The organism is Janthinobacterium sp. (assembly GCF_031995485.1).
Taxonomy (GTDB): Bacteria; Pseudomonadota; Gammaproteobacteria; order Burkholderiales; family Burkholderiaceae_D; genus Janthinobacterium.
In genome coordinates this window covers 30,860-45,601 of the sequence record NZ_DAMAGB010000029.1, presented here as the reverse complement: position 1 = coordinate 45,601, position 14,742 = coordinate 30,860, and the positions used below count along the sequence as shown (strand labels likewise).

Annotated in this window: 14 protein-coding genes; 3 read left to right on the top strand and 11 right to left on the bottom strand. The window is 64.1% G+C overall.

Annotated elements, in window-relative coordinates:
* Positions 1 to 192: 192 nt before the first annotated feature.
* Both RTQ46_RS16355 and RTQ46_RS16350 read left to right on the top strand, forming a co-directional pair.
* On the top strand, positions 193 to 771 hold the full coding sequence (locus RTQ46_RS16355) for a hypothetical protein (RefSeq protein ID WP_312438156.1): 579 nt from the start codon (positions 193 to 195) through the stop codon (positions 769 to 771).
* A 36-nt stretch (positions 772 to 807) separates the two neighbouring features.
* Positions 808 to 1,422, top strand: coding sequence for a hypothetical protein (locus tag RTQ46_RS16350; RefSeq protein ID WP_312438154.1), 615 nt, complete (start codon positions 808 to 810; stop codon positions 1,420 to 1,422).
* Between the two features lie 180 nt (positions 1,423 to 1,602).
* Here the strand turns inward: RTQ46_RS16350 and mmsB are convergent, their stop codons facing one another.
* Genes mmsB through RTQ46_RS16325 form a run of 5 tightly spaced genes read right to left on the bottom strand, consistent with a single transcriptional unit; the run spans position 1,603 to position 7,133 of the window.
* Entirely contained in the window at positions 1,603 to 2,550 is a 948-nt protein-coding gene (gene mmsB, locus RTQ46_RS16345; protein WP_409518348.1) for a 3-hydroxyisobutyrate dehydrogenase, read from the bottom strand.
* Positions 2,528 to 3,658: an enoyl-CoA hydratase/isomerase family protein gene (locus RTQ46_RS16340; RefSeq protein WP_312438152.1), complete on the bottom strand. Its 1,131-nt coding sequence runs from the start codon at positions 3,656 to 3,658 to the stop codon at positions 2,528 to 2,530. The genes mmsB and RTQ46_RS16340 overlap by 23 nt, the downstream gene beginning before the upstream one ends.
* Positions 3,651 to 4,448 carry an enoyl-CoA hydratase gene (locus RTQ46_RS16335; RefSeq protein WP_312438151.1) on the bottom strand — a complete coding sequence of 266 codons (798 nt, stop codon included), beginning with the start codon at positions 4,446 to 4,448 and terminating at the stop codon, positions 3,651 to 3,653. Before RTQ46_RS16335 ends, RTQ46_RS16340 begins: the two co-directional genes overlap by 8 nt.
* Positions 4,445 to 5,605: an acyl-CoA dehydrogenase family protein gene (locus RTQ46_RS16330; RefSeq protein WP_312438150.1), complete on the bottom strand. Its 1,161-nt coding sequence runs from the start codon at positions 5,603 to 5,605 to the stop codon at positions 4,445 to 4,447. The genes RTQ46_RS16335 and RTQ46_RS16330 overlap by 4 nt, the downstream gene beginning before the upstream one ends.
* A gap of 10 nt (positions 5,606 to 5,615) precedes the next feature.
* Positions 5,616 to 7,133 (bottom strand): CoA-acylating methylmalonate-semialdehyde dehydrogenase, encoded by a 1,518-nt coding sequence (locus tag RTQ46_RS16325; protein ID WP_312438149.1) that lies wholly within the window; start codon positions 7,131 to 7,133, stop codon positions 5,616 to 5,618.
* Between the two features lie 147 nt (positions 7,134 to 7,280).
* Between RTQ46_RS16325 and RTQ46_RS16320 the strand changes: the two genes are divergently transcribed.
* Positions 7,281 to 8,672 carry a short-chain fatty acyl-CoA regulator family protein gene (locus tag RTQ46_RS16320; protein ID WP_312438147.1) on the top strand — a complete coding sequence of 464 codons (1,392 nt, stop codon included), beginning with the start codon at positions 7,281 to 7,283 and terminating at the stop codon, positions 8,670 to 8,672.
* A 331-nt stretch (positions 8,673 to 9,003) separates the two neighbouring features.
* Here RTQ46_RS16320 and RTQ46_RS16315 read toward each other — a convergent pair whose 3' ends face one another.
* Genes RTQ46_RS16315 through RTQ46_RS16290 form a run of 6 tightly spaced genes read right to left on the bottom strand, consistent with a single transcriptional unit; the run spans position 9,004 to position 14,722 of the window.
* Positions 9,004 to 10,059, bottom strand: coding sequence for an adenosine deaminase (locus tag RTQ46_RS16315; RefSeq protein WP_312438145.1), 1,056 nt, complete (start codon positions 10,057 to 10,059; stop codon positions 9,004 to 9,006).
* A gap of 27 nt (positions 10,060 to 10,086) precedes the next feature.
* Complete coding sequence (locus tag RTQ46_RS16310) at positions 10,087 to 11,031, bottom strand: nucleoside hydrolase (protein WP_312438144.1); 945 nt, start codon at positions 11,029 to 11,031, stop codon at positions 10,087 to 10,089.
* Positions 11,032 to 11,042: 11 nt separating this feature from the next.
* Positions 11,043 to 12,074, bottom strand: coding sequence for an ABC transporter ATP-binding protein (locus tag RTQ46_RS16305; protein ID WP_312438143.1), 1,032 nt, complete (start codon positions 12,072 to 12,074; stop codon positions 11,043 to 11,045).
* 10 nt (positions 12,075 to 12,084) lie between these two features.
* The gene (locus RTQ46_RS16300) at positions 12,085 to 12,864 is read right to left on the bottom strand and encodes an ABC transporter permease (protein WP_312438142.1); all 780 of its coding nucleotides are present in this window, start codon (positions 12,862 to 12,864) and stop codon (positions 12,085 to 12,087) included.
* Entirely contained in the window at positions 12,861 to 13,724 is an 864-nt protein-coding gene (locus tag RTQ46_RS16295; RefSeq protein ID WP_312438141.1) for an ABC transporter permease, read from the bottom strand. Before RTQ46_RS16295 ends, RTQ46_RS16300 begins: the two co-directional genes overlap by 4 nt.
* The gene (locus tag RTQ46_RS16290) at positions 13,700 to 14,722 is read right to left on the bottom strand and encodes an ABC transporter substrate-binding protein (RefSeq protein WP_312438140.1); all 1,023 of its coding nucleotides are present in this window, start codon (positions 14,720 to 14,722) and stop codon (positions 13,700 to 13,702) included. The genes RTQ46_RS16295 and RTQ46_RS16290 overlap by 25 nt, the downstream gene beginning before the upstream one ends.
* Positions 14,723 to 14,742 lie beyond the last annotated feature (20 nt).

Genomic DNA, 14,742 nt, shown 5'->3' with positions numbered 1-14,742 from the left:
ACCGATCGTGCCATGCAGCCTGCCTTGCTGGCTGTCAAATGGGGCCGGGCCAGCCCTGGCGGCCGAAAAATTGTTACAGGGTGATACAAGGCAAGATCAATCGGCTTGCCAGATAGACTAAAATAGGCGCCATTCCAATGCGGCGCCAGCGTCCGTATTGCGCTACCCTACCTAATTCGTTTTGGAGAATGTATGAAAAATGTATACCTGCGCTCGATGCTGGCGGCAGCTTGCGCTGCCACACTGGCGGCATGCGGCGGCAGCGGCGGCAATCTGTATCTGGGCGGCAACGTGATCGGCCTGGCAAAAAGCGGCCTGGTGCTGAAAAATGGCGACAGCGAGCTGGAAGTCCTGTCCGGTGCCACCACCTTTTATTTTCCCAACCTGGTCAAGGCCGACGACCGCTATGACATCAAGATCCTGACGCAACCAAAAGGTGCCACGTGCACGATTACCGGTGGTACCGGCAAGGCCAACAGCTATTCGGCGTCAAACGCCGTGGTCAGTTGCATTACCGATCAATATACACTGGGTGGCAGCATCAGCGGCCTGACGGCCGACGGCCTGATCCTGGCCAATGGCCAGTCGCAAATCAGCCCGCTGGCCAACAGCACCAAATTCGTGTTTGCCTCCACCGTAGGCGATGGCGCCACCTATACCGTCAATGTATTCAAGAATCCACCCGGCCTGGCTTGCACCATCAGCAATCCGGTCGGCACGATGGGATCGAAAAACAACGACACGCTGATCGTTGCCTGCGTACCGGCCTGATCCTGACGGTCCCTTACCTATATTCTGGAGAAATACATGAAGTCATCCTGCCTGCGCCCACTGATTGCGCTGATGCTGATCGCCGGCCTTGCTGCCTGCGGCGGCAAAGCCTCGTACGAGGTTACCGGCACCATCAGCGGCTTGAGCAATAGCGGTCTGGTACTGGCCAATGGCGGCGACACCGTCAGCCCTGCTGTCGGCGCCACCTCGTTCACCTTTCCAAAGCGCATCGATTACGGCACCGACTACAACATTACGGTCAAGACGCCACCGGCCCACATGAACTGCAGCGTGTCGAGCGGTTCCGGCTCGGCCGGCCACTATGTCAGCATCGAATCGTTTGTCCTCTGCCAGCAAAACACCTATACGGTCGGCGGCACCATCACCGGCCTGACGGTCGACGGCCTGGTATTGGCCAACGGCAGCGATGCCAACCAGCTGACCCTGGTCAAGAGCACCACTACGCCAGGCACCTTCACCATGCCGGCCCAAGTGGCAGACGGCAGTTCGTACACCATCAACGTGGTGACCAATCCGGCTGGCCTGTCTTGCAAGGTTGATACCGACCCGGCTACCGGCCTGTCCACTGGCGTCGGCGTGATGGGCGAAGCGGCAGTGACCAAGGTGAAAATCAGCTGTACCGCTGTGTAAGAAGAACTTGCCTGTACGCATTGCGGTATCAGGCAAGTCATCACCAAATCGTATACTTGGTATTTGAAAGATAAATTGGAGTTATATGTGGCGATGCAGCATACTGCATCTGTCTCCTCCAACTCTTCCAAGAATTGGATTTAGCCCGCTTTTACCAGCGGGCTTTTTTTTGCCCAGAATTCAGGCGGCGTGTTTACCGGTCTCCGGCTGGAACAGCTGCACGATGCTGGAAAAGTCCTGCTGGCCATGACCAGCCTGCGCATGCAGCTGATACAGCTGGCGCACCAGGCCGCCCAGGGGCGTGGCGGCGCTCACCGACAGGCTGGCCTGCTGCGCCAGTCCCAGGTCTTTCAGCATCAGCGATGTGCCGAAGCCGCCAGCGTAGTTGCGCGACGCGGGCGCATTTTCCATCACCCCCGGCCATGGGTTATACACCTCCAGAGTCCAGTTGCGCCCCGAACTCTTGGCCATGATATCGGACAGCACGGCCGGATCGAGCCCGTGCGCCACGCCCAGGTTCAGGGCCTCGGCCGTGCCGGCCATCAAGACTCCCAGCAGCATGTTGTTGCAGATCTTGGCCACCTGGCCAGCGCCAGCGTCGCCCGCATGGAAGATATTCTTGCCCATTTTTTCCAGCAGCGGCCGTGCCCGCAGCAAGGCCTCCGCGCTGCCGCCGACGATAAAGGTCAGCGTGCCGGCTTGCGCGCCAGCCGTGCCGCCCGACACCGGTGCGTCGAGCATGGCAAAGCCGCGCGCGGAAGCTGCCTGCGCCACCTGGCGCGCCACGTCGGCGGCAATCGTGCTGCAATCGATCAGCAGTGCGCCCGCCCTGGCCGAATCGAGCACGCCGCCCTCGGCCAGATACAGCTCCTGCACATGCTTGTTGGCCGGCAGCATGGTGATGACGGCGTCGGCCGTCTGCACGGCGGCGCTGGCGGACGGCGCAGCGGTGGCGCCCGCCTCGACCAGCGAAGCGACGGCCTCGGGGGCCAGGTCGAATACCGATACATGAAAGCCGGCCGCCACCAAGTTGCGCGCCATCGGCGCCCCCATGTTGCCCAGGCCAATAAAAGCGATATGTTGCATGGTGTCTCCTCGTGTCTTGTTATGCCAGGTCGGCCAGCGGATGCGTGGCCCACGGCGCCTGGAAATATTCGTTCAGATAGCGCTCGCCCAGCTCGCCCAGGCTGGCCGGCTGCCATTGCGGCGCACCGTCCTTGTCGATCAGCAGCGCGCGCACGCCTTCGGCAAAGTCGGGATGCGCGCAGCACTGCACCGCGACGATCAGTTCCAGCTGGAATACTTGCGCCAGGCTCAGGTGGCGCGTGCGCTCGCGCATGGCCCATACCAGCGCGGCCGAACTGGGAGCGCCTTTTGCCAGCGAATGGGCCGCCTTTTGCAGCCAGGCGGAATCGCCCGCATAGGCGGCAATCGCCGCCACCACTTCCTGCAAGGTCGGCGCCTGCGTCAGGCTGGCGATGGCGTCGAAATTGGCGCGCACTTCCGACACGGGCAGCAAGGATGCCGGCGCGGCAAAGCTGCGCAGCAGGCGGTCGAGCTGCTGGCGGTTCGCTTGCGGATCTGCCCGCCATGAGGCTTGCGCCAGTGCGTCCAGCACCGGCTCGCGCGCGTCCTGCTGCAGGAAATAATCGCCGAGGCCGGCAAACAGCGCGTCAGCCGCGTTCATCGGCGCGCCCGTCAGGCCCAGGAACAGGCCGCTGCGGCCCGGCATGCGCCCCAGGAACCAGCTGCCGCCCACATCGGGGAACAGGCCAATCGTAATTTCCGGCATGGCGATGCGCGTGGTTTCCGTTACCACGCGGTGGCTGGCGCCCGCCATCAGCCCCAGGCCGCCGCCCATGACGATGCCGCCGCCCCACACCAGCAGCGGTTTCGCATAGGTATGGATGCGATGATCGAGACGGTACTCTTCGGCAAAAAACGCCAGCGCCTGCGGGTTCGGCACCACGCCAGGCTGCTCGGCCACGGCCGTGCGCAGGCTGCGCACATCGCCGCCGGCGCAAAACGCCTTGTCGGTCGACGACTGCAGCACCACGCAGGCGATGCTGGCGTCATCCATCCAGCGCAGCAGCGCGCCGTCGATGGCGCGTATCATGTCCAGGTTCAGCGCATGCAAGGACTTCGGTGCGTCGAGCGTGATCACGCCCAGCTTCATGCCGCCCGGGCAATCGCGCTCTTCAATTTTGACAGTGTCAATCAGGATAGCTTCAACCATTCTTCCACTCCGCCGTGCGTTTTTCCAGAAAGGCCTGCACGCCCTCTTTCTGGTCCTGCGTTTCGAACAGGCCCAGGAACAGCGTGCGCTCATCGGGCAGCGACTGCGCCAGAGGTTTGCTGCGCGCGCCCTGGATCAGCGATTTGGACGCCGCCACGCTGCCCGGGCTCTGGCGCGCCACTTTGGCCGCCAGCGCCAGCGCGGTCGACAATGCTTTGCCGGTGGGCACGACTTCCTCGACCAGGCCGATCGCCAGGGCTTTGGCCGCATCGACCCGCTCGCCACATAAAATCATGCGCTTGGCCCAGCCTTCGCCGACCAGCCATGGCAAAATCTGCGTGCCGCCCGCGCACGGCAGCAGGCCCACCGATGCTTCCGGCAAGGCCATCTGCGCATGCTCTTCGGCGATGCGGATATCGCAGGCCAGTGCGCATTCGAGCCCGCCGCCCATCGCATAGCCATTGATGGCGGCAATGCTGACGCCGCGATACGCCGACAGCGCCTCGAACGCCTCGCCAAACGCAGCCGCCATATTGAAGGCCATGTCCTTGTCGCCGTCGGCAAACAGTTTCAGGTCGGCGCCGGCCGAGAAGAACTTCGCGCCGCCGCCCGTGATCACCAGCGCGTACACATCGTTGTCCGCATTCAGGTCGGCCACCAGCTCGGTCAGGGCGCGCAGGCTGGCCAGGGTCCAGGTATGGGCCGGTGGATTGTCCAGCGTCACCTGCACCACATGGTTGTGGCGTTCCACTACTAAATTGCTATAAATCTTGTTTGTATCGTTAGTCATCGTAAAGTCTCCGTGGCGCCGTCTTTCAGGATCGCGCGCGCAATAATCAGGCGCATGATTTCATTGGTCCCTTCCAGGATCTGGTGTACCCGCGTGTCGCGCACATGGCGCTCAAGCGGATACTCGCGTATGTAGCCGTAGCCGCCATGCAGCTGCAGCGCTTCGTTGCAGACATTGAAACCGATATCGGTGGCAAAGCGCTTGGCCATGGCGCAGTAGGCGGAGGCATCGGGACTTTGCTGGTCGAGTTTCCAGGCAGCCAGGCGCACCATCTGGCGCGCCGCCACCAGTTCGGTCAGCATGTCGGCCAGCTTGAACTGCAGCGCCTGGAACTGCGCCAGCTCGCGGCCGAACTGCTTGCGCTCCTGCATGTAACCCTGCGCGCGCGTCAGGGCCGCCTGCGCCGTGCCGACCGAACACACGGCAATATTGATGCGCCCGCCATCGATGCCCTTCATGGCAATCGCAAAGCCTTCGCCTTCGGCGCCCAGCAGATTTGCTGCCGGCACGCGCACGTTATCGAAGCTGATGATGCGCGTGGGCTGGCTGTTCCAGCCCATCTTTTCTTCCTTCTTGCCGTACACGATGCCGGGCAGGTCGGCCGGCACGGCAAACGCCGAGATGCCGCCCGCGCCGTCGCCGCCGGTGCGCGCCATCACGATCAGCATGTGCGTCTGGCCCGCGCCGGAGATGAATGCTTTCGTGCCGTTGAGAACATACTGGTCGCCCTCCCTGACCGCTCTGGTACGCAGCGAAGCCGCGTCGGACCCCGACTGCGGCTCCGTCAGGCAGTAGCTGGCCAGCTTCTGTCCAGCTGCCAGCGCCGGCACCCACTCGTCGCACAGCGTTTCCTGGCCCCAGCGCGACAGCATCCAGGTGGCCATGTTGTGGATGGTGATATACGCGGTGGTCGAGGTGCAGCCGCCGGCCAGTTCCTCGAACACGATGGCCGCATCCTGGCGCGACAGGCCCAGGCCGCCCCAGCGCTGCGGCGTGTACAGGCCGCAAAATCCCATCTCGCCCGCTTTGGCGATCGTCTCGACGGGAAAGATCGCTTCCGCATCCCAGTGCGCCGCATGCGGCGCCAGTTCGCCGGCGGCAAACGCACGCGCGGCGTCCTGGAACTCGCGCTGCTCGTCGCTCAGTTCAAAGTCCATGGGGCGCTCCTTACTTGAGGCTGATGGTGGTGTTGACCTTGCCCACCGAAGCCGAATCCGTGAACCAGCGCTGGGTAATCGTCTGCGTCTGCGTGTAGAACAGCACCACCTGCTTGCCGAACGGGCCCAGGTCGCCCAGCTTGGAGCCGCGCGAACCAGTAAAGCTGAACAGCGGCACCGGCACGGGAATCGGCACATTGATGCCCACCTGCCCCACGTCGATCTCCTCCTGGAAGTAGCGCGCGGCCGCGCCGCTCTGGGTAAACAGCGCCGTGCCATTGCCGTTCGGATTGGCGTTGACCAGTTCAATCGCTTCGTCGAGCGTGTCGACTTCGACCACGATCAGCACCGGGCCAAAGATTTCCTGGTCATACACGATCATGCCGGGCTTGACGCCCGACAGAATCGTGGGTCCGACAAAGTTGCCGTTCGGATAGCCATCGACCTTCACGTCGCGCCCATCGAGCGTCAGCGTTGCGCCCTGCTCCACGCCCTTGGCGATCAGGCCGAACACGCGCTCTTTTGCCGCGCACGAGATCACGGGACCGAGGTCGGGATTGTCCTTGCCGGCGCCCACCGTCAGGGTCTGCGCCTTGGCGGACAGTTCCGGCAGCCAGTCGCGCGCCTCGCCCACCAGCACGGCCACCGAGGCCGCCATGCAGCGCTGGCCAGCCGCGCCGAAGCCGGCGCCCAGCAATTGGTTCAGGGTCTGCTCCTTGTTGGCATCCGGCAGCACCACGGCGTGGTTCTTGGCGCCCATCATGCACTGCGCGCGCTTGCCATTGAGGCTGGCGCGCTGGTACACATGGGTGCCGACCTTGCTGGAACCGACAAACGAGATCGCCTTGATATCGGGGTGGTCGCACAGCGCGTTGACCACGTCTTCGCCGCCATGAATGACGTTCAGCACGCCAGCCGGAATGCCGGCCTGCAGCGCCAGGCGCACCAGTTTTTCCGTTACCAGCGGGTCCTGCTCGGATGGCTTCAACACGAAGGTATTGCCGCAGGCGATCGCCATCGGGAACATCCACAGCGGGATCATGGCGGGGAAGTTGAACGGGGTAATGCCGGCGCACACGCCCAGTGGCTGCAGCACGCTATAGGTGTCGACGCCGCCGGCCACGTTCTGCGCATATTCGCCCATCTGCAGCGTGCCGATATTGGCCGCGTGTTCCACCACCTCCAGGCCGCGGAATACATCGCCTTCGGCGTCGAGCAGGGTCTTGCCCTGTTCCATCGTCAGGGTCGCGGCCAGCTCCGCCATGTTTTCGCGGATCAGCTGCTGCAGTTTCAGGAAGATGCGGGCGCGCGCGCCGATCGGCGTCTTGCGCCAGGTTTTGAAAGCGCGCTGGGCCGAGGCAATCGCCGCGTTGACTTCATCGGGCGTGGCGAACGGCACGCGGGCCAGCACTTCCTGGGTGGCCGGATTGACGACATCGCGCCAGACGGTGGTGTTTGATTCCACCCACTCGCCATTGATCAAAAGGGGGACGGTTGGAATGCTTGCTGCGGCAGTTGCTTGGGTCACGCGTGTCTCCTGGTTTTATGGGAAGTTCGTGTTTGCATTATTCGCACATTGACGTGGCCGTACAAGGCGTGAAAATGCGAGATATTGCCAAGCCAGTTCTGTTAATCTGCAAAGATTGCAAATTTGCAGATTCCACAGGAGACAACAGTGGCCAAGGTATTCATGGGCGTGCGCCTGCAGCGGCTGCGCGAGGAACGGCGCATGACGCAGGTGGCGCTGGCCAAGTCGCTGGGCATCTCGCCCAGCTACCTGAACCAGATGGAGCGCAACCAGCGCCCGCTGACGGTGCCGATTTTGCTGCGTATCGGCACCGTGCTGGGCGTCGATCCGCAAATCTTTTCCGAGCACGACAGCGCCAGCCTTGTGGCCGACGTGCGCGATGTATTCGGCGAACTGCCGGACGCGCCGCCGACCTCGATGGCGGAACTGAAAATGCTGGTGGAGAATATGCCGGAACTGGCGCGCTCTATCCTGCTGCTGCAGCGGCGCTACCGCGTGATGGCGGAGCGGGCCGATACGCTGGCCGCGCGCCTCGACGATGGCAGCCGCGGCGACAGCACCCTGGCGCTGGCGCCATCGACCGATGAGGAGGTGCGCGAATACCTGAACCGGCGCCAGAACTATATCGATGAACTGGACCAGGCGGCGGAACTGGTGTCGGAAGAACTCGATCCCCGGCTGCGCACGCGCGACGCGCTGCAGGCACGCCTGCAAGAACGGCACGGCATCCGCGTGCAGCTGACCGATGGCGACGCCGGCATGGTGCGCAAGCACCGCTACGACGCGCAGCAGAAAATCCTGTGGCTGCCCGATACCCTGACGGGTGGCCAGCGCGCGTTCCAGATGGCGGCGCAAATCAGCCTGCTCGAACACAGCTCGCTGATCGACGCGCTGGTGCTGGCGGCCGGGTTTTCCGGCGCCGGCGCGCAGAGCAGCGCGCGGCTGGCGTTCTCGAATTATTTTGCCGGCGCTCTCTTGATGCCGTACCAGCGCTTCCTGCAGGCGGCCGAAAGCCGCGCCTGGGATATCGAACGCCTGGCGCACCAGTTCGGCGTGGGCTTCGAGGCCGTCTGCCATCGCCTCAGTACCCTGCAGCGCCCCGGGGCGGCGGGACTGCCATTCTTTTTCGTGCGCGTCGACCGGGCCGGCAATGTGTCAAAGCGCCAGTCGGCCACCGATTTTCACTTTTCACGGGTCGGCGGCACCTGTCCGCTGTGGATCGTCTACGACGCCTTCAGCCACCCGGGCCAGGTGCTGACGCAGGTGGCCAGCATGCCGGACGGCTGCACGTATCTGTGGATTGCGCGCCAGGTCAGCACCGGCGCGCCGGGTTTCCGGGCGCCGGGCAAGACCTTCGCCGTGGCGCTGGGCTGCGATATCTCCCAGGCGCACCGGCTGATCTACTCGAAAGGACTCGACCTGCACGACCCGCAGGGCGCCACGCCGATCGGCACCGGCTGCAAGGTGTGCGAGCGCCAGGCCTGCCCGCAGCGCGCGTTTCCGTCGCTGCTGGCGCCCAGGCCCGCGCCATCGGCGTGATGCGAGCATGCATGCGTCGACGATGTTGTCGGATTACGGTGCTTCGCACCTGATTCGGCCTTGCATGCGTCAACGATGTTGTCGGATTACGGTGCTTCGCACCTAATCCGACCTACGCCGCCTCACAATGTTCGATGTCCGGGTGCACGGGCATGCCCCGCCTCACAATGTTCAATGTCCGCGTGCACGGGCATGCACCGCCCCACCATGTTCGATGTCCGGGTGCGCGGGCATGCCCCGCCCCACGATGTTCACCGTTCGGGTGAATGGACCGCAGGTCGGATTAGCCGAAGGCGTAATCCGACATGCTCCGCCCGCAGAACGTCTTCAGTTACTCCACCAGGCGCGCGCGCAGTGCATCGAAGGTGGCGGCAAACTCGGTGCGCCAGGCCTGCCGCGTGGCCTCGTCGATCCACGCGCCATCGAGGCCGTTGAGCATGAAAGCGCGCATGTCGTCGATGCCGAAACCGAACTCGCGCATCATCAGCCAGGCGCCGGTTGGCGTCACGTGGTGCAGGGTCGGATCGTCCGTATTCGGGTGCAGTTTCAGGCCCAGTTTCGCCATCGCGCGGATCGGATGGTCGAGCGCCCAGCGCTCGGGCGCCAGCGTGCGCAGGTAGTAGGAATTGGTCGGCACCACCGTAAATACCAGGCCACGTTCGGCATACTGGCGCGCCAGCTCCGGGTTGTCGACGATGGTGTAGCCGTGGTCGACCCGGTCCACCTTCAGTGCATCGACGGCGGTGGCCACGTTCATCCACGGCATGCCGAATTCACCCGCATGCGCGGTGCACTTGAAGCCGGCTTCGCGCGCGGCGCGGTAGGCTTGCAGGAACAGTTCCGGCGGCCTGTCGTTTTCACGGTAGTCGATGCCGATGCCGATCACTTCCGGCGCGCGGAATTCCTTCATCCATTCCACCATCTGCAGCGCTTCCTCGGGCGGCGCTTCGCGGTCGATGCTGGGGATCAGCCGGCCGATCACGCCGAAGTCGCGCCGGGCGTCGCGGATCGCCGCCACGATGGCGTCCTGCGCTGCCTCGTAGCGGATGCCCGACACGCGCACGGTGCCGGTCGGGTTCCAGAAAAACTCCGCATAGCGCACGCCGTGGCTGTGCGCGTCTTCCAGGTATTCGTAGGTCAGGCAATACAGGTCGGCCGGCGCCACGATCAGATGCGCGTCGAGCGCGCGCAGCACGCGCAGCACGCCCACCGGCTTCTCGCCGCGCGTATAGAACGCATCGATCTCTTCGGGCGTGACGACGTTATTCGTCTTGGCGGCCAGCGCGCGGAAGGTATCCTGGCGCACCGTGCCGAACAGATGGCAATGCAGCTCCACCTTGGGAATGGCGCGGACAAACTGTTCGAGGCTCAGGGGAGAATTCGACATGACTCGTTTCGTATAAAGGTTAGCCGGTCAGGCGAGGATGGCCGACAGGCGTTGCATCAGCAGTTCGATCGCGGCCGGGCCGTCGGCCAGGTGCGCCACCTGGGTGGTCACGGGCGCACGGCGCGGCACGCGGAACTCGCACACCGTCATGCCGCGCGTCAGCTCGCCTTTCAGTTCGATGGCCACGTGGGCCGGCAAAAACTGGAACAGGTGCGGCGCTTCCAGGAACAAAGCCACCACCGGGTCGTACATCGGCATCGGCACGGAACCATCAACGCTCCTGATGCGCACATACGCTTCCAGGTAGCCGGCCAGCATGGTGGCGCGCGGCGTGCCGAGCGCGCGCAGGCGCTCCACTTCCACGCTGGTGACCAGCAGCTGGCGGCACAGGTTCAACCCGAACATGCGCAGCGGGATGCCGGCCCTGAATACCACGTCGGCCGCTTCCGGATCGGCATAGATATTGAATTCGGCCGCCGCCGTATGGTTGCCCTGGTCGGTCGAGCCGCCCATCAGGATGATCTCGACAATCTTGCCGGCGATATCGGGCGCCTTTGCCAGCGCGGTGGCGATATTGGTCATCGGCGCGATCGCGATCAGCGTGATCTCGCCCGGATGGGCGCGCACGGCGGCGATCAGCGCATCGACCGCATGGCCGGGTGCATCGCTCGCCGCGCCCGGTGGCAGGATGTCGCCGGTGGTCGGCATGCCGCTGTCGCCGAGAATGCGCTGCGCCGTTTCGATGGCGCCGGCCAGCGGCTGTTCGCAGCCGCGGTAGATCGGTACGCTCAGGCCGTCATGCGCCTTGATGCGCAGCGCATTGTCGTAGGTGATATCAACCGGCGCATTGCCGGTGACGATGCTCACGCCCAGCCAGTCGATCTCCGGGTTGCTGCCCAGCAGCAGCATGGTCAGCCAGTCGTCGAAGCCGGGGTCGGTGTCGAGCCAGATTTTTTTCAGGGCCTTGTGCATGTTTTTTCCTTTTACGCGGCCAGGCACAGCGCGCTGTCTGACGGCAGCACGAACGACACGGCCGTGCCTTCGCGCCAGGCCGCGCCATGGGCCGCGCAGATGCCCTTGACGGGACCCAGCGGGGTTTGCAGCAGGTATTCGACGGTGTCACCCAAAAAACCCCGTGCCAGCACGGTGCCGGGATAGGTACCGGCGGCATCGTCGGCCGCACAGACGCGCACGCGGTCCGGACGCCAGCCCAGCACCGTGGTGCCGGTGCTTACGGGCGCCGTGTACGGCAGGCTGGCGCCGGCGTGGTGCAGCGCGCCGTCGCGGTAGTCGAACAGGTTTTCAAAGCCCATGAAGTTGGCCACAAAGCGCGTCGACGGCGTGTTGAACACGGCCTCCGGTGCGGCCAGCTGCTCGATGCGCCCGCCGTTCATGACGACGATGCGGTCGGACAGCGCCAGCGCTTCTTCCTGGTCGTGGGTGACGTACAGCATGGTGATGCCCAGCTCGCGCTGGATGCGGCGCAGCTCGGCGCGCATCTGCACGCGCAGCTTGGCGTCCAGGTTCGACAGCGGCTCGTCCAGCAGCAGCAGGGCCGGTTCGACCACGATGGCGCGCGCCAGCGCCACGCGCTGCTGCTGCCCACCGGACATCTGCGCCGGCAGGCGCGTCTCGAAACCGGTCAGGCCGACGGCGGCGATCACCGCCTCCACCTTGCTCCTGATCTGCGCTGGCGCGACCTTGCGCAGGCGCAGGCCGAAGGCGATATTGTCGTACACGTTCAGGTGCGGGAACAGCGCATACGACTGGAATACCATGCCGATATTGCGTTTGTTCGGCGCCAGCTTGCCGATCTCGCGCCCGTCGAGCACGATGCGGCCCGACTGCAGCGGCATCAGGCCGGCGATCGCGCGCATGGTGGTGGTCTTGCCGCAGCCGCTGGGGCCCAAGAGCGAAATCAGTTCGCCCTGCTCCACCTGCAGGTCCAGGTCTTTCACGGAGGTCGTGTTCTTCGCGTAGCCGAGGTTCAGCTTGTGCAGTTCCAGATAACTCATGGTATGTGCCTTACATGTATTTTGAAATGCCCAGGACCTTCTCGGTCACCATCACGAAGGCCATGGTGAACAGGACCAGCAGGGTCGACAGGGCGGCGATCGACGGATCGAAACTGTTTTCCATATGGCCCAGCATCTCGATCGGCAAGGTGCTGATGCCGGGACCCGTAAGGAACAGCGACACGGGCACCTGGTTGAACGAGGTGACAAAGGCGAGGAAGAAGGCGGCGATCACGGCGTTGCGGATATTCGGCAGCACGATCATGAAGAAGGCGCGCAGGCGCGACGCACCCAGCGTGATGGCGGCGTCTTCAATGTCCACGCGCAGGTTGACCAGGCTGGCGTACACCACGCGCACCGAGTACGGAATCAGGAGCGCGATATGGCCGATCAGGAGGCCCGCATACACGGGCGCATTGATGGTCAGTACCAGATGGTGCAGCAGGCCCAGGCCGACCAGGATGGCGGGAATGATCAGCGGCGAGGTGAGCACCTGGCGGATCACGCCGATGCCGGGTGGCGGCATGCGCGAAAACGCGTAGGCGACCGGGATGCCCAGCAGCAGCGCGATCACGGTGGCGATCAGGCCGATTTCCAGGCTGGTCTGGAAGGCGCGGCGAAACTCGGGCGCGGCCCACACTTCCTGGATCCAGCGCAGCGAGTAGGACTCGGGCGGGAAAGCCAGCGTCTCGCCGCCGGAGAAACCGGCCAGCAGCACGATGGCGAAGGGTCCCAGCAGGAACAGGAACACCAGCCATAACACCGCGCGGGAAAAATAGCTTTCTTTCATACCGAACTCCGACTCGAAGAAATACGTTTAAGGCCGGCGTTGACAGCCAGGGTCATGGCGACCAGGATCACGGCGATCACATTGGCCGCGCCGAAGTCGCTCTCCACGCTGACCTTCTGGTAGAGCAGGGTTTCGAGCATCAGCACCTTGGTGCCGCCCAAGAGGGCCGGCGTCACATAGGCCGTCACGCAGCCCGTAAATACCAGCGTGCCGCCGACCACCAGGCCTTCCTGCGTCAGCGGCAGGGTGACCTTGCAGAACACCTGCCACGGGTTGGCGCCCAGGGTGGCCGCAGCCGGTTCGACGTCGCGCGGCAGGTTTTCCAGCGCGCCGGCCAGCGACATCAGCATCAGCGGCAGCAGCAGCTGCAGCAGGCCGACAAACACGGCAAATTCGCTGAACAGCAGGCGCAGCGGCTCATCGGTAAAACCCATGTTGACCAGCGCCGCATTGACGGCGCCATTGCGCCCCAGCAGTACGATCCACGCATAGGTGCGCGCGATCGGCGAGACCATCAGCGGCAAAATCATCATGCCCACCACCAGCCCGCGCCACTTGGGCGACACGCGCGCCACCGCCTGCGCGGCCGGATAGCCCAGGATGATGGAAGCGAGCGTGACCAGCGCGGCGATGCGCAGGGTGCGCCAGAAAATGGTGCGGTTGAATTCCTGCGAGAAGAAGTCGACAAAGCGGTCCACGCCCCAGTGCAGGCCGTCGCCAACGCGGAAGGCGTCGACCAGCAGCGCCAGCACCGGCAGCAGGAAGCAGACGACGATGAAGATCAGCGCCGGCAGCACCAGCAGCAAGCCGGTGCGTTTTTTCGGATCAGCCAGCATCACTTGCTCATGGCCTTGTTCCACTGCTCCATCCAGCCGGAGCGCTGCTTGAGGATGGTCTCGGGCTTGACGAATTTGAGCGAATTGATCTGGTCCTGGCCGTAGGTATTGAACTGCGCGGCCGCCACCGACAGGCGCACGTCCTTGTTGACCGGCGAGTCGACCAGGTTGGTCGCCAGCTGCGTCTGCACTTCCTTGGACAGCCAGAAGTCCATCAGCTGGTAGGCCAGGTCGGCGTTCTTCGAGCCGGCCACGATGCCCATCACGTTCATGCCGGCCGCCTGGCCTTCGGCCGGAATGCTCCACTTCAGCGGCAGGCCCGTCTTGAGCATCTGCGACCAGGTAAAGCGCGCCACCGGCGCGGCCCAGATTTCATCCTGGGCAAACAGCGCGGCCAGCTGCGCGCTGTTTTTCGAGAACGTCACCACATTGCCCTTCAGGCCGACGATCTTGGCAAAGCCGGTCGCGTAGTCGTCGGTCTTGCCGCCCCAGGCCGCATCGGCCATGCGCAGCATCAGCGGGCCTTGCGTGGTGCTCACGTCGGGCAGGGCCACGCGGCCCTTCAATTCGGGGCGCCACAGGTCCTTCCACGACGTCAGCGGGGCCACCTTGTCGGTGCGGTACACCAGGCCCACCGAGTACAGCGTGTAGCCGACGGCGAAATTGCCGCCGATCGGGTTTTTCGCCGCATCGTACAGCTGGCCGTAATTGGTCAATTTTGCATAATCCATCTTCTGGATCACGCCCTTTTGCGCCGCTTCCAGCATGCCGGAGTCCGACAGCAGCACCAGGTCGATCACCGGGTTGTTGCGGTGGACCACCAGCTTGGCGATGCGGTCGGCGTTGTTCCCTGTTTCCACCTTGATGTCGCAACCGCATTTGGCCTTGAACGGCTCGTACACATACTTCATGAACAAGGGCTGGGCTATCGGATAGGCCGAGATGACCAGCTCGCGTTTTTCCGCGTGGGCGGCGTTCGCGGCAAGGCCGAGGCTCAATGCCAGCATGAGGGATTTTTTCAAGATGCTTCCTTTCAGGGAAC